At 69.4% G+C, this 25,749-nt stretch carries 23 protein-coding genes and 1 pseudogene; 19 read left to right on the forward strand and 5 right to left on the reverse strand.

Annotation, left to right across the window (positions count from 1 at the left end; all coding sequences use genetic code 11):
- Nucleotides 1-933, forward strand: a 933-nt coding sequence (locus DFS13_RS22120) for a PLP-dependent aminotransferase family protein (RefSeq protein WP_111442130.1), incomplete at its 5' end; no start/stop codon positions are given.
- A 27-nt stretch (nt 934-960) separates the two neighbouring features.
- Here the strand turns inward: DFS13_RS22120 and DFS13_RS22125 are convergent.
- Nucleotides 961-2,121 carry an NAD-dependent formate dehydrogenase gene (locus DFS13_RS22125; protein ID WP_060267141.1) on the reverse strand — a complete coding sequence of 387 codons (1,161 nt, stop codon included), beginning with the start codon at nt 2,119-2,121 and terminating at the stop codon, nt 961-963.
- Nucleotides 2,122-2,353: 232 nt separating this feature from the next.
- Here DFS13_RS22125 and DFS13_RS22130 point away from each other — a divergent pair, with 232 nt between their 5' ends.
- Nucleotides 2,354-3,883: an FAD-dependent oxidoreductase gene (locus tag DFS13_RS22130; protein ID WP_077020455.1), complete on the forward strand. Its 1,530-nt coding sequence runs from the start codon at nt 2,354-2,356 to the stop codon at nt 3,881-3,883.
- 42 nt (nt 3,884-3,925) lie between these two features.
- A complete protein-coding gene (locus DFS13_RS22135; protein ID WP_111442131.1) occupies nt 3,926-4,303 on the forward strand; it encodes a DUF5594 family protein in 378 nt (125 codons plus the stop codon).
- A 49-nt stretch (nt 4,304-4,352) separates the two neighbouring features.
- On the opposite strand, the gene DFS13_RS22140 is transcribed toward DFS13_RS22135, so the two are convergent.
- Entirely contained in the window at nt 4,353-4,571 is a 219-nt protein-coding gene (locus DFS13_RS22140) for a DUF6566 family protein (RefSeq protein WP_043205930.1), read from the reverse strand.
- A gap of 122 nt (nt 4,572-4,693) precedes the next feature.
- Here DFS13_RS22140 and DFS13_RS22145 point away from each other — a divergent pair, with 122 nt between their 5' ends.
- The 4 genes from DFS13_RS22145 to DFS13_RS22160 all read left to right on the forward strand — a co-directional run bounded on the left by DFS13_RS22145 (nt 4,694) and on the right by DFS13_RS22160 (nt 7,532).
- Nucleotides 4,694-5,332, forward strand: a complete 639-nt coding sequence (locus tag DFS13_RS22145) for a MarC family protein (protein WP_058903692.1) — start codon at nt 4,694-4,696, stop codon at nt 5,330-5,332.
- A 31-nt stretch (nt 5,333-5,363) separates the two neighbouring features.
- Nucleotides 5,364-5,834, forward strand: coding sequence for a membrane protein (locus tag DFS13_RS22150; protein ID WP_034203648.1), 471 nt, complete (start codon nt 5,364-5,366; stop codon nt 5,832-5,834).
- 136 nt (nt 5,835-5,970) lie between these two features.
- A complete protein-coding gene (locus DFS13_RS22155) occupies nt 5,971-7,176 on the forward strand; it encodes a zinc-dependent alcohol dehydrogenase (protein ID WP_034203647.1) in 1,206 nt (401 codons plus the stop codon).
- A 32-nt stretch (nt 7,177-7,208) separates the two neighbouring features.
- Nucleotides 7,209-7,532, forward strand: a complete 324-nt coding sequence (locus DFS13_RS22160; protein WP_006498383.1) for a four-helix bundle copper-binding protein — start codon at nt 7,209-7,211, stop codon at nt 7,530-7,532.
- Nucleotides 7,533-7,536: 4 nt separating this feature from the next.
- On the opposite strand, the gene DFS13_RS22165 is transcribed toward DFS13_RS22160, so the two are convergent.
- Nucleotides 7,537-9,129: an ATP-binding protein gene (locus tag DFS13_RS22165; RefSeq protein ID WP_111442185.1), complete on the reverse strand. Its 1,593-nt coding sequence runs from the start codon at nt 9,127-9,129 to the stop codon at nt 7,537-7,539.
- 279 nt (nt 9,130-9,408) lie between these two features.
- Here DFS13_RS22165 and DFS13_RS22170 point away from each other — a divergent pair, with 279 nt between their 5' ends.
- From DFS13_RS22170 to DFS13_RS22210, 9 genes are all read left to right on the forward strand, one after another.
- A complete protein-coding gene (locus DFS13_RS22170; protein ID WP_043205927.1) occupies nt 9,409-9,762 on the forward strand; it encodes a hypothetical protein in 354 nt (117 codons plus the stop codon).
- Nucleotides 9,763-9,946: 184 nt separating this feature from the next.
- Complete coding sequence (locus tag DFS13_RS22175; protein WP_048987206.1) at nt 9,947-10,798, forward strand: BON domain-containing protein; 852 nt, start codon at nt 9,947-9,949, stop codon at nt 10,796-10,798.
- 47 nt (nt 10,799-10,845) lie between these two features.
- Nucleotides 10,846-13,656 (forward strand): ABC transporter transmembrane domain-containing protein, encoded by a 2,811-nt coding sequence (locus tag DFS13_RS22180; RefSeq protein WP_241308536.1) that lies wholly within the window; start codon nt 10,846-10,848, stop codon nt 13,654-13,656.
- Nucleotides 13,598-14,125, forward strand: a complete 528-nt coding sequence (locus DFS13_RS22185; RefSeq protein ID WP_043205925.1) for a hypothetical protein — start codon at nt 13,598-13,600, stop codon at nt 14,123-14,125. Before DFS13_RS22180 ends, DFS13_RS22185 begins: the two co-directional genes overlap by 59 nt.
- Before the next feature lie 184 nt (nt 14,126-14,309).
- Nucleotides 14,310-15,059, forward strand: a complete 750-nt coding sequence (locus DFS13_RS22190; protein WP_111442133.1) for an SDR family oxidoreductase — start codon at nt 14,310-14,312, stop codon at nt 15,057-15,059.
- A complete protein-coding gene (locus tag DFS13_RS22195) occupies nt 15,050-15,661 on the forward strand; it encodes an HAD-IIIA family hydrolase (RefSeq protein WP_006498376.1) in 612 nt (203 codons plus the stop codon). The genes DFS13_RS22190 and DFS13_RS22195 overlap by 10 nt, the downstream gene beginning before the upstream one ends.
- The gene (locus DFS13_RS22200) at nt 15,658-16,860 is read left to right on the forward strand and encodes a glycosyltransferase family 9 protein (protein ID WP_043206016.1); all 1,203 of its coding nucleotides are present in this window, start codon (nt 15,658-15,660) and stop codon (nt 16,858-16,860) included. The genes DFS13_RS22195 and DFS13_RS22200 overlap by 4 nt, the downstream gene beginning before the upstream one ends.
- 3 nt (nt 16,861-16,863) lie before the next feature.
- Nucleotides 16,864-18,609, forward strand: coding sequence for a carbamoyltransferase C-terminal domain-containing protein (locus DFS13_RS22205; protein ID WP_111442134.1), 1,746 nt, complete (start codon nt 16,864-16,866; stop codon nt 18,607-18,609).
- Nucleotides 18,606-19,607, forward strand: a complete 1,002-nt coding sequence (locus DFS13_RS22210) for a glycosyltransferase family 2 protein (RefSeq protein ID WP_111442135.1) — start codon at nt 18,606-18,608, stop codon at nt 19,605-19,607. Before DFS13_RS22205 ends, DFS13_RS22210 begins: the two co-directional genes overlap by 4 nt.
- A gap of 24 nt (nt 19,608-19,631) precedes the next feature.
- Here the strand turns inward: DFS13_RS22210 and DFS13_RS22215 are convergent.
- Nucleotides 19,632-20,672 (reverse strand): annotated as a pseudogene (locus DFS13_RS22215) (RNA-guided endonuclease InsQ/TnpB family protein); the annotation flags it as partial.
- 89 nt (nt 20,673-20,761) lie between these two features.
- Here DFS13_RS22215 and DFS13_RS22220 point away from each other — a divergent pair.
- Nucleotides 20,762-21,850 (forward strand): glycosyltransferase family 9 protein, encoded by a 1,089-nt coding sequence (locus tag DFS13_RS22220; protein ID WP_111442186.1) that lies wholly within the window; start codon nt 20,762-20,764, stop codon nt 21,848-21,850.
- On the forward strand, nt 21,840-22,790 hold the full coding sequence (locus tag DFS13_RS22225) for a glycosyltransferase family 4 protein (RefSeq protein WP_034203640.1): 951 nt from the start codon (nt 21,840-21,842) through the stop codon (nt 22,788-22,790). The genes DFS13_RS22220 and DFS13_RS22225 overlap by 11 nt, the downstream gene beginning before the upstream one ends.
- A 31-nt stretch (nt 22,791-22,821) precedes the next feature.
- On the opposite strand, the gene DFS13_RS22230 is transcribed toward DFS13_RS22225, so the two are convergent.
- On the reverse strand, nt 22,822-23,856 hold the full coding sequence (locus tag DFS13_RS22230; protein ID WP_006498369.1) for a sigma-54-dependent Fis family transcriptional regulator: 1,035 nt from the start codon (nt 23,854-23,856) through the stop codon (nt 22,822-22,824).
- Between the two features lie 513 nt (nt 23,857-24,369).
- Between DFS13_RS22230 and DFS13_RS22235 the strand changes: the two genes are divergently transcribed.
- Nucleotides 24,370-25,737, forward strand: a complete 1,368-nt coding sequence (locus tag DFS13_RS22235; protein WP_006498367.1) for a sigma-54 dependent transcriptional regulator — start codon at nt 24,370-24,372, stop codon at nt 25,735-25,737.
- Nucleotides 25,738-25,749: the final 12 nt, after the last annotated feature.

The raw sequence follows: 25,749 nt of genomic DNA on the forward strand, positions 1-25,749 counted from the left end.
GAAAACGGGATGTCGGTGGACCCGAACGAGATCATCGTGACGGTCGGCGCGACGGAGGCGATCAACCTGTGCCTGCAGGCGGTCGCGAAGCCGGGTGACACGATCGCGGTGGAATCGCCGACGTTCTACGCGATGCTGCATGCGATCGAACGGATGGGGATGAAGGCGATCGAGGTGGCCACGCATCCGGAATACGGAATCGACATCGCGGCGCTGGCCGCGATCGCGAAATCGCAGCCGATCGCCGCGTGCATGGTGATGCCGAACTTCCAGAATCCGCTGGGTTTCCAGATGCCGGACGAGCGCAAGCGCGAACTGGTGGCGCTCGCAACGAAAGCGGACCTGCCGATCATCGAGAACGGTGTGTACAACGAACTGTATTTCGGCAACATGCATCCGAGCACGCTGAAATCGTTCGACCGCCAAGGCATCGTGCTGCATTGCGCGTCGTTCTCGAAGAGCCTGACGGCCGCGTACCGGATCGGCTGGGCGCTGCCGGGCCGCTATCGCGAACAGGTCGAGAAGCTGAAGTTCCTGAATACGCTCGCGACGCCGTCGTTGCCGCAACTGGCGATCGCGGAGTTTCTCGAACGCGACGGCTACGAGCATCACCTGCGGCGGATTCGCAAGGCCTATGCACAGCAGGCGAACCTGATGCGCGCGATGGTGTCGCGGTTCTTTCCGGAAGGCACGCGCATTTCGAGCCCGGCGGGCGGCTACGTGCTGTGGATCGAGCTGCCGGTGCAGGTCGATGCGATGCGGCTGTATCAGCTCGCGCTGGAGCAGGGGATCACGATCGGGCCGGGCTACATGTTCTCGATCGCGGACAGCTACCGGAATTTCATCCGCCTGAACTACAGCAGCCCGTGGTCGCCGGAGATCGAGCGCGCGGTCGTCACCGTCGGCAAGCTCGCCGCATCCTGCCTCGACTGACCGCGCGGCCGAACGCGGCGCGCGGCGTCACGTCAGCCGGTACGATTGCGCGCCCGTGCCGGCGAGCGTGCCGCCGTCGACGATCAGGTATTCGTTGCGGATCGGCTTGCCGTCGAACCAGCATTGCAGGATCTCCAGCGTGCCGGCCGCATAGCGCGCCTGCGCCGACAACGACGTGCCCGAGATGTGCGGCGTCATCCCGTTGAACGGCATCGTACGCCACGGATGATCGGCCGGCGCCGGCTGCGGAAACCACACGTCGCCGCCGTAGCCGGCGAGATGGCCGGACGTGACGGCATTCACCACGGCATCGCGGTCGACCAGTTTCGCGCGTGCGGTGTTGATCAGGTACGCGCCGCGCTTCATCCGCGCGATCATCGCCGCGTCGAACAGCCGCTCGGTGGACGGGTACAGCGGAATCTGCAGGTTGACGATATCGACGGCGCTCGCGAGCGACGCCGCATCGGCGTGATACGTGAGCGCGAGCGCCTGCTCGATCGACGCATCGAGCCGATGGCGCTGCGTGTAGTGCAGATGCAGGCCGAACGGTTGCAGCCGGCGCAGCACCGCGAGGCCGATGCGCCCCGCGCCGACCGTGCCGAAATGCATCCCTTCGACGTCGTAGCTGCGCGCCACGCAGTCGGCGATGTTCCAGCCGCCCTGCTGCGCGATCGCATGCGACGGCAGGTAGTTGCGCACCAGCGCGAGCGTCGTCATCACCACGTGCTCGGCGACGCTGATGCTGTTCGAGCCGGTGACTTCGGCAACGGTGATGTGCGCGCGTGCGGCCGCATCCAGGTCGACGTGATCGGAGCCGATGCCGGCCGTCAGCGCGAGCTTCAGCTTCGGCGCGCGGGCGATCCGTTCGGCGCTCAGGTACGCGGGCCAGAACGGCTGCGAAATCACCACGTCCGCTTCGGGCAGCCGGCGCTCGAATTCGGAGTCGGGGCCGTCCTTGTCGCTCGTGACGATCAGCGTGTGGCCGTGCGCTTCCATATAGCCGCGCAAGCCGAGCGCGCCGGACACCGAGCCGACGAGCTCGCCGGGCCGGAAGCCAAGCGGGCCGGCCGGTGTCGGCGCGGTCTGGCCGTCCGCGTAGTGCGTGATGACCGGGATCGCGTCGCGCACGTAGCGCGGCGGATAGCCGTCGACGGGATCGGGGTAGAGCACGCACAGGACGGTGGCCATCGGGTAGTGCTCCTTTGACGGGTGAAGGCGGCACGCGGCTTGCGCGGGTCGCGCCGTGCGCCTCGCAGGCGGCCGCCGTGTTGCGCCGCAACGTTGATCACGTTCTACGCCGGTCATGGATCGCGTACAAGCTACAGTCCGGGTTTGCGTGCGCTGCGGGGCGTCTGTACCTGTTCTTTTCAGGAGGGATGTCGATAATGGGATCGTTACCTGACTTTTCGGGAGCCACGTCATGACTGGAAGCGATGCGTCCTCACGCCCCGACCTCACGCAGGGGATCGCGCTCGACGATCTCGCCGACGGCGCGATGATCGAGGGCCATGTCGGCGACGCGGCGGTGCTGCTCGTGCGTCGCGGCGACGAGCTGTTCGCGGTGGGCGCGCAATGCCCGCACTATGGCGGCCCGCTGGCCGAGGGCCTGCTGGTCGGCGACACGATTCGCTGCCCGTGGCATCACGCGGCGTTCTGCCTGCGCACCGGCGCGATGGAGCGCGCGCCGGCGCTCGACGGGCTGCCGTGCTGGCGCGTCGAGCGGCGCGACGGCCGCGCGGTCGTCGTCGATGCGCGGCCGGCCGCCGTGCCGCCCGCGCTGAAGGCAACCGGGCTGCCCGCGTCGGTCGTGATCGTCGGAGGCGGCGCCGCTGCGATCGCGGCGGCCGTGACGCTGCGGCAGGAAGGCTATCCGCACGCGATCACGCTGCTGAGCGCCGATGCCGATCCGCCGTACGACCGACCGAATCTGTCGAAGGATTACCTCGCGGGCACGGCGCAAGCCGACTGGCTGCCGCTGCGCGCGCCGTCGTTCTATGCCGAGCAGCGGATCGACGTGCGCTGCAATACGCGGGTCACGCGCATCGATCCCGCGCAGCGGTCGGTCGAGCTGGCCGACGGCGGCCGGGTCGACTACGGCGCGCTGCTGCTCGCGACCGGCACCGAGCCGAACAAGCTGAACGTGCCCGGCGCCGATCTGCCGCACGTGTGTACGTTGCGCTCTCGCGCCGATTGCGATGCGCTGATCGGCAAGCTGAAAACCGCGCGCCGCTGCGTGGTGGTCGGCGCGAGCTTCATCGGCCTCGAGGCGGCCGCCGCGTTGCGCACGCGCGGGCTCGACGTGCACGTCGTCGCGCCCGATCCGCATCCGATGGGCCGCGTGCTCGGCGATGCGCTCGGCGACACGATCAAGGCGCTGCACGAAGCGCACGGCGTGGTGTTCCATCTCGGCGCGACGCCCGCGCGGATCGGGCCGGACAGCGTGACGCTGTCGAGCGGCGACGTGCTGCCGGCCGACGTCGTGCTGGTGGGTATCGGCGTGCATCCGAACGTCGAACTTGCGCAGGACGCCGGGCTCGCGGTCGAACGCGGCGTGACGGTCGACCGCTTCCTGCAGACGAGTGCGCCCGGCATCTATGCGGCCGGCGATATCGCGCGCTGGCCCGATCCGCTGACGGGCCAGCGCATTCGCGTCGAGCACTGGGTCGTCGCCGAGCGGCAGGGCATCGTCGCGGCGCGCAACCTGCTCGGCCAGCAGCGGCCGTTCGACGCGGTGCCGTTTTTCTGGAGCCAGCATTACGACCTGACGCTCCGCTATGTCGGGCATGCGGAGCAATGGGATCGCGTCGAGATCGACGGCGACCTCGGCGCGCACGACTGCTCGATCGCGTACTGGCGCGGCAACACGCGGCTCGCGGTCGTGACGATCGCTCGCGATCTCGACAACCTGAAGGCCGAAGCGGCGCTCGAGCGGCAGATGACGCCCGCATGAAAGCAGCAAGACGACACCTACTGAACCCTTGATGGAGGCAAGATGAACCCCGACGTCCGCGCCCGTTTCGAAACCGAGTTCGCGCCGCGCATCGCGACGCGCCTGCGTGGCCTGTACCAGCCCGGCGAAGTGAAGGTCGACGTCGTGCCGCACGACGGGCAGGGCAGCCCGACCTGCATCGACGTGATCGGCCTCACGTCGACGGTCGGCTTGCCGAACCGGTTGAACGCGCGGCTCGCGTGGCGCGACGACGCGATCGCCGGCCTGCTGGCCGAGCCCGATCCCAGCCGCTTCGATCGCTATCTCGCGGCGCTGCCGGTCACGATCGAGCGCTGGCAGATGGAGCTGCCGGTCGATTTCAGCACACGGACCCAGCGCGATCGCGAGATCCTGATCGGCGACCTCGATTTCGATGCGTGACGTGCATCGCGCGACGCCGGTCGCCCGTGCGCCGATGAACCGGGTGGCGTTACCGGTCGCGCGTCTTGATCATCACGCGCCCCTGGTCGATGCCGCCGCGCAGCGCCTCGTCGCACGTCAGCCATTCGGGCGTGACGAGTTCGGGCGCGGGCAGGTCGACGGGCGCGCCGTCGCGGAAGATCCGCACCTGCGCGACCCATGCGCCGTTCGCGTTGCGCGTCGCGTCGACGCGAATTTCGTGACCCATGAAAGTGTCGGTGGCTTGCATCGAGCGGGGCCCTCCGTCGTGGATGAACGTGGTGCGTGGATCGTATCAGCATGGCGTGCGCCGCGCATCGAAAACGAACCGGCGTGGGCGTGTCACGTGCCGCGCGAGACGGGAGCGACCCTGTGGCCTTCGACCTGACCTTTTCCATCAAGGTATTCGCCGCGCTGTTCGCGATCATGAACCCGATCGCGAACATCCCGGTGTTCCTGTCGCTGACCGAAGGCGCGGCGGACGGCGTGCGCCGCAAGGTCGCGCTGACGGCCGCGATCGGCGTGACGGTCGGCTGCATCGTGTCGGCCGTCGCGGGCGGCGCGATCCTGCGCGCGTTCGGCCTGACGATCGACGATTTCCGCCTCGCGGGCGGGCTGCTGGTGCTGCTGATCGCGCTGTCGATGCTGCATGGCGCGCCGAGCCGCCAGCATGCGCCGGGCAGCGACGAAGGCGCCGATCCGGCAGCCGCCGAAAGCGTCGCGATCTACCCGCTGACGATCCCGTTGCTGGTCGGCCCCGGCACGATCGCGACGATGATCGTGCTCGGACACGGCGCGGTCTCGACCGGGCAGGAACTCGCGTTCGCGCTCGGGCTGGCCGCGTTTCTCGTGCTGCTGGCCGTGTCGCTGCTGTCGGCGCCGCTGATCGGCCACTACCTGTCGCCGCGCGTGACGGCTGTCACGCAGCGCCTGATGGGGATGATTCTCGCGGCGATCGCGATGCAGATGATCGTCGCGAGCCTGAAAGCCGCGTTCGGGCCGCCGCATTGAGCGCGCCCGTTCGGATTGCATGGAGTCGCTGATGAACACGCTGATCGTGTTGTCCTACCCGGATCTTGATGCGGCGCGTCGCGCGCTGGCCGAACTCGGCACGCTGCGCGACCGGCACGTCGTCGCGCTCGCGGGGATCGTGATCGTCGAGTGCTCGACCGACGGACAGTTGCGCACGCATGCAGTCGATCCGGGCCGCGTGGCATCCGGATCGCTGCTCGACAGCGTCGTTGCGCACATCGAATCGTCGCTCGACGCATGGCGCGAGCGGCCGGTCGACGATGCGCTGACCGATCGCGTCGCGCGCAAGGCGCGCCCCGGCACCGTCTCGCTCGGGCTGGCCGCGACGCAGGTCGACATCTACGCGTTGAGCGCGGCGCTCGGGCCGCTGGGCGGTGACGTGGTCGACACGACGCTGTCGATCGACGACGAACTGAAGCTCGTCGAAGCGATCTCGAACGCGCGCGACGGCGGCATCGGCAGCGGCCCGGCGACGGACTGACGCGCCGGCTCGATTCCTCCTCGAAAACGCAGCGCTTCCTGTCCGTGCCTCACGGCGCGCCGCACAGGCGCACGCCTTGCTCGATTCGCTCGACGGTCTCATTCACCGTTTCCGCTTTCGACAAGGAGGGCCTGACATGAAAGCAGTCGTATTTCACGGCATCGGCGACATTCGCATCGACACGGTGCCCGATCCGGAAGTCTCCGCGGCGACCGACGCGGTCGTGCGCCTGACCGCCAGCGCGATCTGCGGCACCGATCTGCACATGGTGCGCGGCACGCTGGGCGGCATGAAGCCGGGCACGATCCTCGGCCACGAGGGCGTCGGCATCGTCGAGGCGGTCGGGCGCGACGTGCGCAACCTGCGGCGCGGCGATCGCGTGCTGATTCCGTCGACGATCGCGTGCGGCAGCTGCGCCTACTGCCGCGCGGGCTACACCGCGCAATGCGACGTCGCGAACCCGGGCGGGCCGCGCGCGGGCACTTCGTTCTTCGGCGGGCCGGCGGAAACGGGCCCGGTCGACGGGCTACAGGCCGAATATGCGCGCACGCCGCTTGCGCATGCGAGCCTGATTCGCCTGCCCGACGCGATCGACGACGATCGCGCGATCCTGATGTCGGACATTTTCCCGACCGGCTATTTCGGCGCGCAGCTCGCGGAAGTGAAGCCGGGCGATACCGTCGCCGTGTTCGGCGCGGGGCCGGTCGGGCAGTTCGCGATCGCGAGCGCGAAGCTCATGGGCGCCGGGCGCGTGATCGCGATCGACCGGATCGCGTCGCGGCTCGAGATGGCGTGCGGGCAGGGCGCCGAGATCGTCGATTTTTCCGAGGACGATCCGGTCGATACGATCCTGCGGCTCACCGGCGGGATCGGCGTCGATCGCGTGATCGACGCGGTGGGCGTCGACGCGATGCGCGCGACGCACGGGCCGGCCGCAGCCGATCGCGACGCCGCGCGCGCGTTCGATGCGGAAGTCGACGCGATCGCGCCGCACCGCAAGCCGGACGGTCGCAACTGGGTGCCGGGCGACGGGCCGTCGCAGGTGCTGCAATGGGCGGTGCGTGCGGTCGCGAAGGCCGGCACGATCTCGGTGATCGGCGTGTATCCGCCGGCCGCGCGCGTGTTTCCGATCGGCGACGCGATGAACCGCAACCTGACGATCAAGATGGGCAACTGCAATCACCGGACGGTGACGCCGCCGCTCGTGGAGCTGGTGCGCAGCGGCGCGTTCGACCCGCTGTCGGTGCTCACGCGCAGCGAGCCGCTGACGAACGCGATCGATGCGTATCGCGCGTTCGACGTGCGCGAGCCGGGCTGGATGAAGGTCAAGCTGACGCCATGACGACGACACGAACCGAAACCGGGAGCATTGCGATGAACGATCGATACGACAACTGCATGGCCGCGTGCGACGCCTGCGCGCACGCGTGCGACACCTGTGCGGCATCCTGTCTTGCGGAGCGCGACGTGCATGCGCTGGCCGCGTGCATTGCGCTCGACATCGAGTGCGCGCAGCTGTGCCGCTTCGCATCGGGCGCGATGGCGCGCCGCAGCGGGCTCGCACCGCGCATTTGCGCGCTGTGCGCGCATGCGTGCGACCTGTGCGCGGCCGAGTGCTCGCGGCATGCGCACGAGCATTGCCGCCGCTGCGCGCTCGCGTGCGAGGCCTGCGCGGCGATGTGCCGCGCGATGGCCTGAGTGCTTACGACGTGCCCTGAACCCGCCGCGCGACGCGCTGCAGCAACGCATCGAGCACGGCCATCTCGACGGGCTTCACGAGATGGTCGTCGAAGCCTGCGCGTTCGGTGCGCGCGAGGTCGGACGCGCGCGCATGGCCCGACAGCGCGACGCAGGTCGTGTCGCGCAGCGTGTCGATCGCGCGCAATTCCTGCAGCAGCGTGAAGCCGTCGATGTCCGGCATCGTCAGGTCGAGCAGCATCAGCTGCGGCAGGTAGTCGCGCGCGAGGGCCAGCGCGTCGGCCGCGTTGTACGCGACCCGCGGCGCATGCCCTTTCAGCTGCAGCAGCACCGCGAGCGTATCGGCCGAATCGCGGTTGTCGTCGACGACGACGATGCGCAGCGGCGCGTCCGCCGGCTGTTCAGGCACGGCCGGTGCGGGCGGTGCGGCGCGCTCGGTGCGCATCGTGTGCGCGATCGGCAGCCAGACCGTGAAGGTCGCGCCGTGGCCGGGCCCGTCGCTTTCCGCGACGATCCGCCCGCCGTGCAGTTCGACGAACGACCGGCAGATCGCGAGACCGAGCCCGAAACCGCCGGACGGAGAGCGGCCCGGTGCATCTTCCTGTTCGAACAGGTCGAAGATCGTTTCGAGCGCACCGGGCGCGATGCCGACGCCGCGATCGACGACGCTGATCGCCACCGACGGCCCTTCGATTCGCGCACCGACGTCGATTCGGCCGCCGTGCGGCGAGAATTTCGATGCGTTGTCGAGCAGGTTGTGCAGCACCTGCACGAGCCGTGCGTCGTCGCCGTGCAGCATCACGGAGTCGGCCGGCAGGTCGACGCGGATCCATTGCCCGCGCGCGGCCAGCTTCGGCTGGATGCTCTCGACGCCGCGGCACACGATGTCGCGCACGCTGACCGGGCGAGCGTCGAGTTCGATCTTGCCGGCCGTGATGCGCCCGACGTCGAGCAGATCGTCGACGAGCCGCGTCAGTTGCCCGACCTGGCGGTGCACGGCGTCGCGACACTGCGCGAGCGCGGGCGGCGGATCGGACAGGCTCTGCAGCACGCCGACCGAATTGCGCAGCGGCGCGAGATGATTGCGCAGTTCGTGCGCGAGCGTCGCGATGAACACGCTGAGCCGCTGCGTCGATGCTTCGAGCTCCTCGAGCCGCTTGCGCTCGGTCATGTCGCGCGTGATCTTGATGAAGCCGCACAGCTCGTGCGTCGCGTCGTACACCGGCGTGATCGTCACGCTCGCCCAGAACTGCGTGCCGTCCTTGCGCACGCGCCAGCCCTCGTCCTGGAAATGGCCATGCGCGGCGGCCAGCGCGAGCCCCTGCGACGGCCGGCCGGCCGCGATCGCGTCGGTCGGATAGAACAGCGAGAAATGGTGACCGACGATTTCGGCCGCGTCGTAGCCCTTGATGCGCGCCGCGCCGGCGTTCCACGTCGCGACGTTGCCGCACGGATCGAGCATGAATACCGCATAGTCGGTGATCGACTCCACCACGGTCTGGAACCGGAATTCGGCGAAGCGGTGCTGCAGGTCGCGCGGATCGGACAAGCCGGGCGGCGGCGGATGCGGTTGGAGATCGGCGTCGTCTTTCTTCATCGGAGCGGCAAGTTGGAAATACGGGCGGCCGCGGGTCGCCGGCCCGCCCCCGGACGCGCCGGCGGCGGCCATACGGAGCGATTGGCACGTCCGAAAGGATAAAGGAACTCGATTCGGCTGATCAATGGGCGCGCATCGGCCGTGCCGTGCGCCGGGATGGGCGCCGGCGCGACCGGCGGTAGCCGGCCCGGCATGCCGATTGCACGACCTGCTGGTCCATCCGCCGCGCGCCGGTCGTCCGGCCCCGCGCGCGGCGGCAAGCCACGCAAGGAGATCGACATGAACAGCACGCTGAATCCCGACAACGAACCGGCCGGCCCGGACGACGACAACGCGAGCCGCGGCCGCGACGGCCGCGCGCTCGGTCCGAGCGACTCGTCCGACAGCGGCAGCGACACGGCGGGCGCGCGGCGCCATCCGTTCGACGTCGATTCGCCGCTCGACGATCACGCGCTCGAACGCGGCGATGCCGCGCTCGGCAGCGACACGGACCGCGCGGGCACCGGCGAGCGGGCATCGGCGGACGGCGACTCGACGCTCGAGGAAGGCGCCGACATCGAGCCGGACCGCACCGAGCGGCTGAGCGAGCCCGGTCGCACCGACGAACCGGACGAACCTGGCGGCGCGCCGTGACGCCCGGCACGCAAAAACTGCAATCGCGTTGCAGATTGGGGCGCCCGACGGCTTCCCGGCGCTGCGACGCGCAACCGTCGCGGTACGGCCATGTCGCCGGCACGCGATTTGCATTCACCCGACCGACGCGCGCCGCGCCGCGGCATGGGGCCGTGCGCGGCGCAGGCGATCAAGGAGAGACACGATGCAACGACGATATCCCGGACGGTCCGGCGAGCGCGGTGGCCCGCCCGACTGGCACGAGCGCAACGAACGCGCGTACCGGGGCGCTGGCGAGCGCGGCATCCCGGACGACCCCGCACGGTGGCCGGAAGAAGACTACGAATCGGCTTACCGCCGCTTCGCGAGCGAGGACGTGGGCCCGGAAGACTGGGGCAGCGAATGGACCGAGCGCGCCGCGCGCCCGGTCGACCCGCGGCGCGCTGCCGCCGACCCGGACTGGCCGGGCGGCGCGCGCCAGCCGGCGCGGACCCCCGAGCGCGGCTACGGCGACCCGGGTCGCCGCGCGGAAGGCCGCGAAGGCCGGTACGGCGGCGAGCGCCCGGAATTCCGCGGCCAGCACCGGATGGGCTGGTACGGCGGCGAGCGCGACCCCGGTGATCCGCGCCATGGCGGCAGCGCGCCTGACCTGTCGCGCTTCGGCCGGGACACCGAACGCGAAGCGCTGCGTCATCGCCGCGGGCCGAAGGGCTATACGCGCTCGGACGAACGGATTCGCGAGGACGTCTGCGAGCGGCTCGCGCATGCGCTCGAGATCGACGTGAGCGACGTGACCGTGCAGGTACGCGACGGTCGCGTCGAACTGGACGGCACGGTGCCGGCCCGCTGGATGAAGCACGACATCGAGGATCTGGCCGACGGCTGCATGGGCGTGCAGGACGTCGAGAATCGCGTGCGCGTGCGCCGCGAAGGCGAACACGATACGGGCATGGTGCTGCATCCGGACCAGCGGACGGTGACGCCGACCCAGCCCGCCGCGCGCGACCCCGAGCCCGGCACCGTGGTGCGCGGCCGCGAGCGTGAACCGCGCCACTGAGCGCCGATGCGTGACACGGCGCGCCCCCGACCGCGAGCACTGCGTGCATGACGACCGGACTCGACGAAACGCCAACCAAGGACCGTGACGTGGCGGCAGGCCGCGCGCGCCAGGGCCGCCGCCGCGACGAACGCGGCCTGCGGGTGCGGATCGCGGTCGAACTCTGGCGCGCGATCTGGCATTACCGTGCGCGCGTGCTGGCGGCGATCGTGCTGCTGGTGCTCGCGAAAGCGGCGGCCGTGTCGGTGCCGCTGCTGCTCAAGGACATCGTCGACGGCTTCGGCCGCGCGGCCGGCCAGCCCGTCGCGTGGCCGGTACTGCTGCTGTTCGCGTACGCGGTGGTGCGCTTCGCGTCGAACGCGCTGAACGAAGTGCGCGACATGACGTTCGTGCAGGTCACGCAGCACACGGTCGCGTCGTTTACCGTGCGCACGTTCGGCCACCTGCATCGGCTTGGCGCGCGCTTTCATGCGCAGCGCGAGACGGGCGCCGTCGTGCGCGATCTCGAGAAAGGCACGGCCGGCATCGGCTATCTGCTCGGCGTCGCGGTGTTCACGGTCGTGCCGACGGCCATCGAGATCGGCTCGGTGCTCGTGATCGTCGTCGGCAAGTACGGCGGCGGCTTCACGGCGATCATTTTCGTCACGTTCGCCGTCTACGCGGCGTATACGGGGGTGTTCACGCGTCGGCGCATGCGTTACCAGCGGCGCGTGAACGCGCTCGAGGCCGAGTCGAATTCGCGCGTGGTCGACAGCCTGCTGAACGTCGACACGGTCAAGTACTTCGCGCGCGAGGACGTCGAGCGCGACCGGCTCGACCGCGTGCTGGACGAATGGCGCGAAGCCGGCGTGGACAACCAGTACGCGCTGTCGACGCTGCATATCGGGCAGAGCGCGTGCATCGGCGCGGGGATCGCGGCCGTGATGCTGCTGGCTGGGCAACATGTCGCGCGCGGCACGATGACGGTCGGCGATCTCGTGCTGATCAACGCGTACATCATCCAGATCAGCCTGCCGCTGAATGCGCTCGGCTTCGTGTTCCGCGAAGCGAACGACGCGATGACGAACATCGAGCGCCTGTTCGGGCTGCTCGATGCGCGCGGCAAGCCGGGCGAGGACGGCGACGCGCCCGGCGCGCAGCCGCTCGTCGTACGTGGCGGCACGATCGAGTTCGAGCATGTCGACTTCGGCTACGAGCCGAGCCGGCAGATTCTGTTCGACGTGTCGTTCCGTATCGAGGCCGGGCAGACGGTCGCGGTGGTCGGCGGCAGCGGCTCGGGCAAGTCGACGCTCGCGCGCCTGCTGTTCCGGCTGTACCAGCCCGACGCGGGCACGATCCGGATCGACGGCCAGGACTTGCGGCTCGTCACCGAGCGCAGCCTGCGCGACGCGCTCGGCATCGTCCCGCAGGACACCATCCTGTTCAACGACACGCTCGCGTACAACATCGCGTACGGCAAGCGCGACGCGACGCGTGGCGAGGTGATCGCGGCCGCGCGCGGCGCGCAGCTCGACGCGTTCATCGAGCGGCTGCCCGACGCGTACGACACGCGCGTCGGCGAGCGCGGCGTACGGCTGTCGGGCGGCGAACGGCAGCGGGTCGCGATCGCGCGCGCGTTGCTGAAGGCGCCGCCGATCGTCGTGTTCGACGAGGCGACATCGGCGCTCGACACGCGCTCGGAGCGCGCGATCCAGCAGGAACTGATGCGCGTCGCGCAGCATCGCACCAGCCTCATCATCGCGCACCGGCTGTCGACGATCGTCGATGCCGATCGCATCCTGGTGATGGAGCACGGCCGGCTCGTCGAGCACGGCACCCACGACGAGCTGCTCGAAAGCGGCGGCGTGTATGCGCAGATGTGGGCGCTGCAGGCGAAGCAGCGCGAACTGGAACGCACGGAGGCGAAGTTCGCGCGGCAGCCGGTGCGCATCAACCCGCTCGTGTCGCAGGTGCTCGATTCGCTGGCGGAGGCGGCCGCGCAGCGCGGCGTGCCGGTGTTTCGCCATCTGTCGGACGAGGGTCTGGTCGTCAAGGCCGATCCGGGCGCGCTGCGGCGCTTCGTGTGGGAACTGTGCCGCGGCGCGGTCGACGCGAGCAGCGGCGGGCAGCTGGAGGTGCGCACCGCGCGCCACGACCCGGAAGCGCGGATCACGATCGCATGCGCGGGCGTCGACGCCACCGAACTGTCGTTGATCGATCTCGAACGCTTGCAGGACGCGATCGAGGAGGCCGGCGGCTATGTCGTGCGCGAACGCGACGATACCGGCGTGACGCTGCACCTGTCGCTGCCGATGTGTGCGGTGGCGCCCGCGTCGATGCAACCCGACGGCGCCGTGGCGAATCCGGATGCCGGCGCGGCGCCCGCGGCGAAGCCGCTCGACGGCCTGCGCATCGCGTGCGTGGACGATCACGACGAGGCGCGCGAGGCGCTCACCGCGCTGCTGAAGGTCGCCGGCGCCGACGTGCACGCGTATGCGTCGGGCCAGGCGTTGCTGGACGACCTGTGGCGCGCGCGCCGGGCCGACTGGCCGGCGCTGCTCGTCTGCGACATCGACCTCGGCGACGACGAGGAGGACGGCTACGCGGTGATGTCGCGCGTGCGCCAGCTCGACGCCGCGCGCGATCGCGATCGTGACGGCCGCGCGCCGCTCGAGGCGCTGGCCTTGTCCGGCCATGCGCGCGACCGCGATCGCACGCGGGCGGTCGAAGCCGGTTTCCATGCGTACCTGACCAAGCCCGCGGTAGCGGCCGACCTGATCGCGGCGTTGCGTGCGCTCGCGTTTTCCTCCGGAGAAATCCATGCCGAACCTTCTGAATCCGACGCCACCCGAAACCCTGAACGCGCGTCGCGGCGGTAGTGCGTTCGCCGACCGCCAGGCCGCGGTGGCGGCCGTCGAGCTGCTGTTGCCGAGCCTGTCCGCCGCGCTGCAGAGCGACTTCGTCGGCGACAGCGGCTGCCTGCACATCGTGATCATGGACCCCGCGCTCGGGCCGCACGACGCGGCGTTCGAGGACGCGATCCTGTATGAGTTTTCGCTGCCCGACCCGAAGGACTGGGACGCCGACTATCGCGCTTACGCGCGGGCCAAGGCGCGGCTGTCGTGGGAAACCGGCCGCGACGGCCACGTCGTGCAGGCGCTGGAGCCGTACCGGCTGCGTGCCGGCGACACGAACCTGTGGGGCGGCGTCGCGCTCGGCGGCATCGTGGTCGGCGTGTCGGGCGCGCAGCCGTGGTTCGACGAGGCGTTCGCGGGCTGCATCGCGCACTGCCTGCGCGCGCTCGCCAAGCACCGCGCGCAGGCGACGCCCGACGGGCTCGCGATCTGAGCGCGGCGGCCCGGACCCGTTTTTACAGCCGGTTATAAAAAAGCCAGCGGGCGCGCGGCACAGCCCGACGCGGCGCGGGCGCACGCAGGCCGGCACGGTTTTCGCTGTACCTCATGCACGGACGGTTGTCGCGACAAGTGTCGCCGTCAGCCGGATGGCTTTCCGACATCGACAGGAGGTGCAGGTGAACGCGACTCACGATCCAGCCAGACCGCCGCTCGCCGGCCGGACCGCACTCGTGACCGGGGGCGGCCGCGGTCTCGGCGAAGCCATTTGCGAGGAGCTTGCGCAGCATGGCGCGCACGTCGTCGTCGCCGATCTCGACGGCGACCGGGCGGCGGCCGTCGCGCAGCGGCTCGAGCGGCACGGCGGCCACGCGGTGGGGCGGCCGCTCGACGTGCGCGACGAAGCGTCGGTGCTGCAGGTCGTGCACGACGCGCGCGAGTCGCTCGGCGACCTCGACGTGATCGTCAACAACGCGGCGATCGACGTGACCGCGCCGATCGACGACGTGAGCGTCGAGGCCTGGCAGCAGGTGCTGATGACGAACCTGTTCGGCCCGTACCTGATGTGCCACGCGGCCGTGCCGATGATGAAGGCGCGCGGCGACGGACACATCGTCAACATCGCGTCGACCGCGTCGAAGCGCGCGTGGCCGAACGCCTCCGCGTATCACGCGACGAAGTGGGGCCTGCTCGGCCTGTCGCACGCGCTGCATGCCGAACTGCGGCCGAGCGGCGTGCGCGTGTCGGCGATCGTCGCGGGCGGGATGCGCACGCCGTTCCTGCTCGACCGCTTTCCGGACATCGACGAGGAGACGCTGCAGCCGCCGGAGCACGTGGCGGCCGCCGTGTGCTTCGTGCTGACGCAGCCGCCGGGCACCGTGGTGCCGGAACTGATGGTGCTGCCGATGAAGGAGACGTCATGGCCCTGAAGCGCGAACGGCGGCTGCCCGGCGCGGTGCTGCTCGACAAGGACGGCACGCTGCTGGAGGACGTGCCGTACAACGTCGATCCCGCGCACATGCGCCTCGCGCCGGGCGCGGCGCGCGCGCTGCGCACCCTCGGCGCGACCGGCATGCCGCTGGCGGTCGTGTCGAACCAGCCGGGCGTCGCGCTCGGCCGCTTTACCGAAAACGAGCTTGGCGCGGTCCGCCAGCGTCTCGCCGAACTGTTCGAAGCGAACGGCGCGACGCTGGCGGATTTTTTTTACTGCCCGCATCACCCGCGAGGCAGCGTGCCGCGCTACACCTGTGACTGCATCTGCCGCAAGCCGCGCCCCGGCATGCTGCGCCGCGCGCTGACCGCGCTCGGCGTCGTCCCCGAATGGAGCTGGATGATCGGCGACATCCTCGACGACGTCGAAGCCGGCCGCACCGCGCGCTGCGGCACGATCCTGGTCGACTGCGGCAACGAGACCGAGTGGCGCCTGAACGCCGCCCGCACGCCGCACCACGTCGTCGATCGCATCGACCTGGCCGCCGACATCGTCGTGCGCGAGGCGGTGCGCCGGCACGGCTCGTGGGTGCGGCGATGAGCACCGCCTGGAGCCGCGCCCGCCGCATCCTGTGCGTGCGGCTCGACAGCATCGGCGACGTGCTGATGACGACGCCCGCGCTGCGCGCGCTGAAGGAGGGCGGCCATGACCGCCGGCTGACGCTGCTGACGTCGCGCACGGGCGCCGCGCTCGCGAAGCACCTGCCGATGGTCGACGACGTGTGGTCCTACGACGCGCCGTGGGTCAAGCATCCGGACACGCGGGGCGACCCGGTCGCCGATCTCGACATGATCGACCGGCTGCTGGCGGGCCGCTTCGACGCGGCCGTGATCTTCACCGTCTACAGCCAGAATCCGCTGCCCGCCGCGATGATGTGCTGGCTCGCCGGCATTCCGTTGCGGCTCGCGCATTGCCGCGAGAACCCGTACGAACTGCTGACCGACCGCGTGCCGGAAACCGAGCCGGAATCGCACGTGCGCCACGAGGTCGCGCGCCAGCTCGCGCTGGTGCGCACGGTCGGCGCGACGACGTCGGACTGGCGCATGGCGTTCGAGCCGGGCGACGCGGCGCGGCGCGCGGTGCACGCACGCTTGCAGGCCGCGCTGCACCGCTTTGGCGGCGCGCGCCAGCCGGAGGCGCCGCGCGCGCGCTGGCTGGTCGTCCATCCGGGCGCGAGCGCGGCGTCGCGGCGCTGGCCGGCCGAGCGCTTCGGCGAAGCGGCCGCCGCCGTCGCGCCGCTGTTCGACGGCATCGCGGTGACGGGCAGCGCGGACGAACGCGCGCTGGTCGACGCGGTGTGCGAACGCGCGGGACCGCGCGCCGTGCCGCTGGCCGGCGTCTTGCCGCTCGGCGAACTCGGCGCGCTGATCGAAACGGCCGACCTGCTGCTGTCGAACAACAGCGGCCCCGTGCATCTCGCGGCCGCGCTCGGCACGCCGGTGGTCGACCTGTACGCACTGACCAATCCGCAACACACGCCGTGGCGTGTGCCGCACCGTGTGCTGAACGTCGACGTGCCGTGCCGCAACTGCTATCGCAGCGTGTGCAACCAGCCCGGCCATCCGTGCCTGCGCGGCGTGAGCGTCGACGACGTGGTCGCCGCCGTGCACGCGTTGCTGCGCGGCAGCGCGCGCCATGCGCAACGCGCGGCCGCGCGGGCTGCCGCGCACGGCAGCGAGCCGGTCGCGGTGCACGCATCGAACGTGCTTCCGTTCGCGCACGTCATCACGAGGAACTGACGCATGCCTGACCCGATCCATACGCTCGGCATCAACGCCGCCTTCCACGACAGCGCCGCGTGCATCGTGCGCGACGGCGTCGTGATCGCGGCGGCCGAGGACGAACGCTTCACGCACGTGAAGCACGCGAAGCGCCCGGTGCCGTTCTCGACCTGGGAGCTGCCTTTCCATGCGATCGACTATTGCCTCGCGGAAGCCGGCATCACGCTCGCGGACGTGGACCACGTCGCGTATTCGTACGACCCGTGGTTCGAACTCGACCGCGAAGGCACGCCGCAGGCGTTGACCTTGCCGCTGTCGCCGTCCGCGCATGCGCCGCGCGAGGACGGCGCGTCGCCGTGGCATCCGCTGTTCCTGTCGTCGATCGTCAACGCGCCGCGCCAGCTCGCGGGCGGCGTGCCGCATCATCTGCAGCGGCGGTTTCGCGGCGTCACGCACGACGGGCCGTTCCGCTGGCATTTCATCGAGCACCATCTCGCGCACGAGGCGAGCGCGTTTCTCGCGGCGCCGTTCGAGCGCTGCGCGGTGATGACGATGGACGGGCGCGGCGAGCGCGCGACGACGAGCTACGGCGTGTTCGACGGCCGCGCGTACCGGCGGCTCGGGCAGGTCAACCTGCCGCATTCGCTCGGGCTGCTGTACGAGCGCGTGACCCGCTATCTCGGCTTCCTGCACTCGTCCGACGAATACAAGGTGATGGCGCTCGCGTCGTACGGCAAGCCGGTGTTCGCCGACGAGATGCGCCAGCTGGTGCGGTATCGCGGCGAAGGGCGCTACGACGTGGTCGACGACGATCTGGCCGCGCGATTCGGCCCGCCGCGCGAACGCGGCGGCCCGATCGAGCCGCATCACTGCGACATCGCGCATGCGCTGCAACTGGTGCTCGAGGAGACGACGCTGCAGGCGGTCGACTGGCTGGCCGCCGAGACCGGCGAGCGGCAGCTCGCGATGGCGGGCGGCGTCGCGCTGAACTGCGTGATGAACGCGAAGATCCGCGATCGCGGCCCGTTCGACGACGTGTGGGTGCAACCGGCCGCCGGCGACGCGGGCACGGCGCTCGGCGCCGCGCTATGGACCGACTTCCGGATGCGCGGCGAGCGCGGCGGCTGGCGCATGGACCATGCGTATCTCGGCCCGGCCTACGACGACGATGCGATCGAGGCGTTCCTGAAGGAAGCGCAGCTGCCGTACCGGCGGCTCGCCGACGTCGCCGCGCAGACGGCCGCGCTGCTCGCCGCGAACCGCGTGATCGGCTGGTTCCAGGGGCGCATGGAATTCGGGCCGCGCGCGCTCGGTGCGCGGTCGATCCTCGCGTCGCCGATCGATCCGGACATGCAGCGCAAGCTGAACCGGATCAAGGATCGCGAGGATTTCCGGCCGGTCGCGCCGGTCGTGCTCGAGGATCGTGCGCATCACTGGTTCAGCGGCGGCCGCGGCACGCCGCTGCGCGCGCCGTTCATGCTGTTCGTGTACGACGTCGTGCCGGAGCGCGCCGACAGGATTCCGGCCGTGCGCCACATCGACGGCACCGCGCGCGTGCAGACCGTCGACGAAAGCCAGCATCCGCTGCTGCATGCGCTGTTGACCGAGTTCGACGCGCTCACCGGCGTGCCGGTGCTCGTCAACACGTCGTTCAACACGCGCGGCGAACCGATCGTATGCTCGCCGCGCGACGCGATCGAATGCTTCTGGACGTCGCCGCTCGACGCGCTCGTGATCGGCCCGTTCCTGCTGGAGAAGCCGAGATGAACATGCGCGACACGCACCTGCCGCCGGTCGTGTCGGTCGTCGTGCCGACCTACCGGCGGCCCGATCTGCTCGAACGCTGCCTCGACGCGCTGTGCGTGCAGGTGTTCGATCCGACCACCTACGAGATCGTCGTCGTGGACGACGATCCGGCCGGCAGTGCGCGCGCCGTCGTCGATGCGTGCCGCGCGCGCGTGACCGACGTGCCGGTGATCCGCTACATGACCGCGCCCGACACGCAGGGGCCGGCCGGTGCGCGCAACGTCGGCTGGCGCAGCGCGGGCGGCGCGCTGATCGCATTCACCGACGACGACACGATTCCCGATCCGACCTGGCTGCGCCACGGTGCGGCCGCGCTGCTGGCCGAGCCGTCGGCGGCGGCCGCGGCCGGCCGGATCGACGTGCCGTTGCGGCCGCGCCCGACCGACTACGAACGCGACGCGGCGGGGCTCGCGCACGCGGAATTCGCGACCGCGAACTGCTTCGTGCGGCGCGCGGCGCTCGAACGCGTCGGCGGCTTCGACGAGCGCTTCACGCGCGCGTGGCGCGAGGACGCCGACCTGATGTTCGCGCTGCGCGAGCATGCGGGGCCGATCGTCGAGGCCGACGCCGCGCGCATCGTGCATCCGGTGCGTCCCGCACGCTGGGGATCGAGCATCGGCGCGCAGTCGAAGGTGTATTTCGATGCGCTGTTGTACAAGAAGCATCGCACGACCTATCGGCGCCATATCCGGCCGACGCCGCCGTGGCATTACTACGCGGCCGTGCTCGCCGCGCTCGGCGCGCTCGGCTGTTTCGCGGCCGGCTGGCCGGCGCCGGCCATCGTGTGCGCGGCGGTGTGGGCCGCGATTACCGCGGGGTTCTGCGCGAAACGGTTGCGCGGCACGCAGCTCACGCCGTCGCATGTGGCCGAGATGATCGTCACGTCCATCGCGATTCCGCCCGTGTCGCTGTACTGGCGCATGCGCGGCGCGCTTCACTTCAGAGTGCTCTTCCTTTGACGCCCTCATCTCCTTAAGGGGGAGGATTCCCACACCTGGCGATGCACGTCCGCATCGGAGAATGTTCAACGCAGCGTTGGTATCTCGATCATGTTCGACACCACAGTCACTACAGGCCCACTCTCTTATTCGCAGTCCCGCGATACCTTTCGGCCGCGTCGTGCTGTCTTTCGATCCGCACGACGAACAGGACTGGGTAGAGCCGCTTTCGTCCACTTCCTCGAACGTGGCTCCGTGCGCGATCGCTTTGTAACGGAGCTTGTTTCGGAAGGGCGACCAGGATGCGTCGTAGACGCTCTTCGCCATCCTGGTTCTGGCGAGTTTGACCGCCGACACGTTGCCGACCGCGATGTAATCGAAGCGCCGCACCAGATCGAGCGCGAGCTTGTGTTGGAAATCGGCACGGGCATTCGAGATCTTTGCGTGCAGCTTCGCGATATGTCGCTTGTGCTTTCGTGCTCGCTGCGCTTTCGTCAGCTTTTCTGCCGCGCATCGGCCGAACCGGTCATTCGGCAGTTTTTCTCCGGTCGAAAGCGTGGCGAAGTCTTTCAGGCCGAGATCGATGCCGACACCGGAGCGGACCGGGCGGACCTGCACATCGGGCATCTCGATCACGATGTTGAGAAACCAGTTGCCGCGCGCATCCTGCGCAAAATTGGTCCCGTCCTTGATCTTGCCTTCGGGAAGCGGTCGACTGTTGAACACGCGGAAGGTGTTGCCGGCAAAGCGAAACGCTTCGCCTTCGCGCTTCAGGTCTCGGCCCTTCGGCGGCACCCAGCCCAGCGATTTCATGCCGCGATAGCGCAGGTAAGGCCGACGGTTCCGACTGCGCGACTTCGCGTATTGCTCGCACGTCGCGTTGATCGTGCCGGAATGGATGCCGAGCGCCTTGCTGCTGCCGGTCGTCAGCACGTTCAGATCAAAACCCGTCGGCCATTTCTTATTCCACTTGAGCGCGTGCTTCTGCGTGTCGTTGCAGAAGTTCCAGACGTAGTTCACCGCACGGCTCTGCTTGTTGAGCAGTCCATTGAGCGATTTCACCCGGTAGCGATAGACAAGGATCATGCCGGTGATCCTAACCCGTGGAAGAAGCAGCCTGTCGACAGCACGCCTTTCCTCTCCGTCCTGAAGGTCGGGGTTTCTCGGAGCAAATGATGAAGCTCGATTCCAGCGTCGATTCCGACGGCCCGCACGGCCCGAAGCGGATCGCGGTGTTCCGCGCGTTGCAGCTCGGCGACATGCTGTGCGCGGTGCCCGCGCTGCGTGCGCTGCGGCGCGGCGAACCGGATGCGCGCATCACGCTGATCGGGCTACCGTGGGCGCGCGAGTTCGCGTCGCGCTTCTCGGACTACATCGACAGCTTCATCGCATTCCCCGGCGCGCCGGGGCTCGGCGAGCAGCCCGAACCCGACGCGGCCACGCGCGAAGCGTTCATCGCCGAATGTCGCGCGCGCGACTTCGACCTCGCGATCCAGCTGCACGGCAGCGGCGCGCACACGAACGCGATCGTCGCGTCGCTCGGCGCGACCCGCACGGCCGGCTTCGTGCCGGCCGACGGTGGCACGACCGCGCTCGACTGCGCGCTCGTGTGGCGCGACGACGAACCGGAAGTGACGCGCTATCTGGCGCTCACGCGCAAGCTCGGCTACGCGGACTGGGGCGACTACCTCGAATTCCCGCTCGGCGGCCTCGACTACGCGCTGTGGCACGTGCTCTGCGACGAGCACGCGCTCGATCCCGGCCGCTACGTGATCGTCCATCCCGGCGCGCGGATGGCGTCGCGGCGCTGGCCGGTCGAACGCTTCGCGCTCGCCGCGCGGCAACTCGCGGACGACGGCTGGCAGATCGTACTGACCGGCACGCGCGCGGAACTGGCGTTGGCGAGCGCGTTCGCCGAACACCTCGGGCGGCCGTGCGTGAACCTGTGCGGCCGCACGCCGCTCGGCGCGCTCGCCGCGCTGATCGCCCGCGCGCGGCTGCTGTTGTGCAACGACACGGGCGTGTCGCACGTCGCGGCGGCGCTCGGCACGCCGAGCATCGTCATCGCGTGCGGCAGCGATACGGCCCGCTGGGCGCCGCTCGACGCCGAACGCCATCGCGTGCTCGCGAACTACCCGGCGTGCCGCCCGTGCATGTTCGAGTCGTGTCCGTACGGGCACGAGTGCGCGACGGCGATCGGCGTCGGCGAAGTGATCGACCGGGCGGGCGAACTGCTCGCGGAGGAGAGACGTCATGTCACGTAAGCGGTTGCGCGTGCTCACCTGGCACGTGCATGGCAATTACCTGTATTACCTGTCGCAGGCGCCGCACGATTTCTACATCGTGACGAAGCCGCAGCATCCGCCCGGCTACGCGGGCCGCGTCGGGCACCTGCCGTGGGGCGACAACGTCCATGAGGTGCCGGCCGAATGCGTGCGCGACACCGCATTCGACTGCGTGCTGTACCAGCACGTGAAGCATTATCAGCACGACCGCCTGCGGCTGCTGAGCGAAGCGCAGCGCGCGCTGCCGACGCTGTTCGTCGAGCATGATCCGCCGCGCGAGCATCCGACCGACACGCTGCATCCGGTGCAGGACCCGAACGTGTTGCTGGTGCACGTGACGCCGTTCAACGCGCTGATGTGGGACAACGGCGTGACGCCGACGCGCGTGATCGAGCACGGCGTGCTGATGCCGGAAGGCGTCGAGTATCACGGCACGCTGCCGAAGGGCGTGGCCGTCGTGAACAACCTTGCGCGCCGCGGCCGGCGCCTCGGCGCGGACCTGTTCGAGGTCGTGCGGCACAGCGTGCCGATCGACCTGGTCGGGATGGGCTCGACCGATCTCGGCGGGATCGGCGAAGTGCCGAACCCGGCGCTGCCGCAATTCCTGTCGCACTACCGGTTCTTCTTCAACCCGATTCGCTACACGAGTCTCGGGCTCGCGGTGATCGAGGCGATGATGATCGGGCTGCCGATCGTCGCGCTCGCGACGACCGAGATGGCGCAACTCGTGAAGACCGGCAGCAACGGCGTGGCCGATACGCGGCCGGCCGTGCTGATCGACGCGATGCGGATGTTGATCCGCGATCCGGACCTGGCGCGCGAATGGGGCGCCGCAGCCAAACGCGACGCGTGCGAGCGCTTCGGCATCGAACGGTTCGCGCGCGACTGGGACGCCGCCCTCCGCGATGTGACGACGTGACGACGTGAGCGCGGCGGCGTGCCGGCCGCGTTCACGGCGTCGTCGCGGGCGGCGAACCGGAGGCGTTTCCGCCGTTCGCGGCATTCGGCGCCGGCGGTGCGCCGCTGACCGCGTTGCGCTCGTTTTCCGGCAGCAGCGCGAGGCGGTTGTACAGCGTTTTCAGGCTGATGCCGAGCGCCTTCGCGGTGCGCGGCTTGTCGCCGTTGAAATGCCGCAGCGACGCGACGATGAAGCGCTGCTGCGTATGCGCGAGCGTCGTGCCGATATGCAGCGTCATCGCGTTGTGGCGCACTTCCTCGCGCGGCGGCTGGCGGCGCGGCAACTGCAATTCGATCTGCTCGTCGGCGAGGATGAACGCGCGCTCCAGCGCGTTGCGCAATTCGCGCACGTTGCCGGGCCACGTGTACGCGCGCAGCGCCTTCATCGCCTGCGTCGACAGACGCTTTCTCGTACGGTGCCGCGCGTTCAGCCGCTCGACGATCTGCAGCGCGATGTCGCCGACGTCGTCCTCGCGCTGCCTGAGCGCGGGCACGTGCAGCGCGATCGGCGCGATCCGGTAGAACAGGTCCTCGCGCAGCCGGCCGCTGCGCAACGCCTCGACCGGATCATGGTGGGTGGCCGCGACGATCCGCACGTCGAGCGGAATCGCCTCGTGGCCGCCCACGCGCACGATCGTGTTGGTTTCGAGCGTGCGCAGCAGCTTGACCTGCAATTCGAGCGGCATCTCGGCGATCTCGTCGAGAAACAGCGTGCCGCCGCGTGCGGCTTCGAACATGCCCACGTGTTGCGCGACGGCGCCCGTGAAGCTGCCTTTTTCGTGGCCGAACAACTGCGACTCCGCGATGTCCTTCGCAATCGCGCCGCAGTTGACGGGCACGAACGGGCCGCGCCGGCGCGGGCTCATGTCGTGAATGAGCCGGGCGACGATATCCTTGCCCGCACCGCTTTCGCCGACCACCAGCACACTCACGCGGGTGGCGGCGACGCGCGACACTTTCAGCAGCAGTTCCTGAATTGTTCGCGAACGGCCGAACAGTCGCGTGCCGTCATCGTCGGATTTCGACATGGAGTATGACCGGGTTGGGAAGTTTTGACCGAATGCGTCGTGACCGGGTAAAAAATGACGTGGCACACGTCGTCTTTCACGTACGCAGGATACCTTTTATACCGATTCGCCGACATTGAATCTGGCAATGCGGCTTACGTCAGCAGATAGATTTATTCGATGGGTCGCGAATGGACGACATCGTTCTTCTATACTGCTAAGCACCTGTTTTCCCATGCGGGACAGCTTGTCTGTCCGTTCGTGTGCAGCGTTGAAGATGCCGTCTTGGGCCAGCGCACGTTCCCTTGTTTGGAAAAATGCATGCGTGGCGCTGGCCCCCGGAAGGGCCGAGCGCCGCGTCATGCTCGTCGCGAATACGTTGAGTATTCGCTTCGTCGCCATCCTCGCGCCCGGCCCTTCCGGGGGCCGGCGCAAGCCCGTCATCAGCATGAACGGGCCCCATGACGTGCATTGCGCTGCACGTGTCGCGGTGCCGGCCGACGTACCTGCCGGGCCGCATTACAAGGAGTCTCGATGCCTTACGTCCTGATCGTCGAAGACGACGCCGATACGCGAACGATGCTGGCCACGCTCGCGCGCACGCAGCAACTGACGTGCGATACGGCGGCGACGCTTGAAGAAGCGCGCACGCTCGTCTCGACGCATACCCCCGATCTCGTGCTGTGCGACCTCGTGCTGCCCGACGGCAACGGGATGGATCTGTTCGACGCATTGCCCAAGCGCGGGCATTGCGAAATGGTGTTGACCACCGGCCACGCGAGCCTCGAAACCGCGATCGACGCATTGCGGCGCGGCGCGACCGATTACCTGGTGAAGCCGCTCAACATGCAGCGGCTGAACAGCATCTTCGCGCGCGTGCCGCGCACGACCGCGCTGCACGAGGAAATCGCCGAACTGCGCTCGGAACTGCAGCGCCTCGGCCGGTTCGGCCGCATGCTCGGCAGCTCGCCCGCGATGCAGGCCGTCTACGACGCGATCGGCCGCGTCGCGCGCACCGAAGCGTCGGTGCTGCTCACCGGCGAATCGGGCACCGGCAAGGAACTCGCCGCGCAGACCGTGCACGACCTGAGCCTGCGCCGCCGCGGGCCGTTTCTCGCGGTGAACTGCGGCGCGATCGCCGCGAATCTCGTCGAGAGCGAGATGTTCGGCCACGACCGCGGCAGCTTCACCGGCGCGGAACGTCAGCACAAGGGCTTCTTCGAACGCGCGGACGGCGGCACGCTGTTTCTCGACGAAATCACCGAGATGCCGCTCGAGTCGCAGGTCAAGCTGCTGCGCGTGCTGGAGACCGGACGCCTCACGCGGCTCGGCTCGACGCGCGAGATCGACGTCGACGTGCGCATCGTCGCCGCGACCAATCGCGACCCGGAAGCCGCGATGGCCGACGGCAAGCTGCGGCCCGACCTGTTCCACCGGATCAACGTGTTCCCGATTCCGCTGCCGTCGCTGCGTGAACGCGGCGACGACATTCCGATGCTCGCCGACGCGTTCCTGCAGCGCTACAACGAAGAGACCGGCCGCAACCTGCGCTTCGCGCCGGCCGCGCGCGAAGCGCTGAAGACCTACGAATGGCCCGGCAACGTGCGCGAGCTGCGCAACTTCGTGCAGCGCGCGAGCATCTTCACCGACGCCGACGTGATCGACACGCTGCCGCCGCCGATCATGGACGAGCTGTCCAGCATGGTCGATTCGCATGAAGATCGCGTGACGGTGCCGTTCGGCACGCCGCTGGAGGAAGTCGACCGCAAGCTGATCCTCGGCACGATCGCGCAATGCGGCGGCGTGAAGGCGCAGGCGGCCGAGGTGCTCGACGTCAGCCTGAAGACGATCTACAACCGGCTCGCGCAACTGGAAGACGAAGCGGAGAAGCCGGATTCCTGATGCCGCTACGAT

Origin of the sequence: Burkholderia sp. 28_3 (assembly GCF_003253915.1) — a bacterium.
GTDB classification, from domain to species: Bacteria; Pseudomonadota; Gammaproteobacteria; order Burkholderiales; family Burkholderiaceae; genus Burkholderia; species Burkholderia cenocepacia.

What these genes read in the sequence shown, in the direction of transcription:
- DFS13_RS22125 (WP_060267141.1), bottom strand. Translation starts at nt 2,121, where the DNA reads ATGGCCACCGTCCTGTGCGTGCTCTACCCCGATCCCGTCGACGGCTAT.
- DFS13_RS22130 (WP_077020455.1), top strand. Translation starts at nt 2,354, where the DNA reads ATGACTGGAAGCGATGCGTCCTCACGCCCCGACCTCACGCAGGGGATC.
- DFS13_RS22135 (WP_111442131.1), top strand. Translation starts at nt 3,926, where the DNA reads ATGAACCCCGACGTCCGCGCCCGTTTCGAAACCGAGTTCGCGCCGCGC.
- DFS13_RS22140 (WP_043205930.1), bottom strand. Translation starts at nt 4,571, where the DNA reads ATGCAAGCCACCGACACTTTCATGGGTCACGAAATTCGCGTCGACGCG.
- DFS13_RS22150 (WP_034203648.1), top strand. Translation starts at nt 5,364, where the DNA reads ATGAACACGCTGATCGTGTTGTCCTACCCGGATCTTGATGCGGCGCGT.
- DFS13_RS22155 (WP_034203647.1), top strand. Translation starts at nt 5,971, where the DNA reads ATGAAAGCAGTCGTATTTCACGGCATCGGCGACATTCGCATCGACACG.
- DFS13_RS22160 (WP_006498383.1), top strand. Translation starts at nt 7,209, where the DNA reads ATGAACGATCGATACGACAACTGCATGGCCGCGTGCGACGCCTGCGCG.
- DFS13_RS22165 (WP_111442185.1), bottom strand. Translation starts at nt 9,129, where the DNA reads ATGAAGAAAGACGACGCCGATCTCCAACCGCATCCGCCGCCGCCCGGC.
- DFS13_RS22170 (WP_043205927.1), top strand. Translation starts at nt 9,409, where the DNA reads ATGAACAGCACGCTGAATCCCGACAACGAACCGGCCGGCCCGGACGAC.
- DFS13_RS22175 (WP_048987206.1), top strand. Translation starts at nt 9,947, where the DNA reads ATGCAACGACGATATCCCGGACGGTCCGGCGAGCGCGGTGGCCCGCCC.
- DFS13_RS22180 (WP_241308536.1), top strand. Translation starts at nt 10,846, where the DNA reads ATGACGACCGGACTCGACGAAACGCCAACCAAGGACCGTGACGTGGCG.
- DFS13_RS22185 (WP_043205925.1), top strand. Translation starts at nt 13,598, where the DNA reads ATGCCGAACCTTCTGAATCCGACGCCACCCGAAACCCTGAACGCGCGT.
- DFS13_RS22195 (WP_006498376.1), top strand. Translation starts at nt 15,050, where the DNA reads ATGGCCCTGAAGCGCGAACGGCGGCTGCCCGGCGCGGTGCTGCTCGAC.
- DFS13_RS22200 (WP_043206016.1), top strand. Translation starts at nt 15,658, where the DNA reads ATGAGCACCGCCTGGAGCCGCGCCCGCCGCATCCTGTGCGTGCGGCTC.
- DFS13_RS22205 (WP_111442134.1), top strand. Translation starts at nt 16,864, where the DNA reads ATGCCTGACCCGATCCATACGCTCGGCATCAACGCCGCCTTCCACGAC.
- DFS13_RS22210 (WP_111442135.1), top strand. Translation starts at nt 18,606, where the DNA reads ATGAACATGCGCGACACGCACCTGCCGCCGGTCGTGTCGGTCGTCGTG.
- DFS13_RS22220 (WP_111442186.1), top strand. Translation starts at nt 20,762, where the DNA reads ATGAAGCTCGATTCCAGCGTCGATTCCGACGGCCCGCACGGCCCGAAG.
- DFS13_RS22225 (WP_034203640.1), top strand. Translation starts at nt 21,840, where the DNA reads ATGTCACGTAAGCGGTTGCGCGTGCTCACCTGGCACGTGCATGGCAAT.
- DFS13_RS22230 (WP_006498369.1), bottom strand. Translation starts at nt 23,856, where the DNA reads ATGTCGAAATCCGACGATGACGGCACGCGACTGTTCGGCCGTTCGCGA.
- DFS13_RS22235 (WP_006498367.1), top strand. Translation starts at nt 24,370, where the DNA reads ATGCCTTACGTCCTGATCGTCGAAGACGACGCCGATACGCGAACGATG.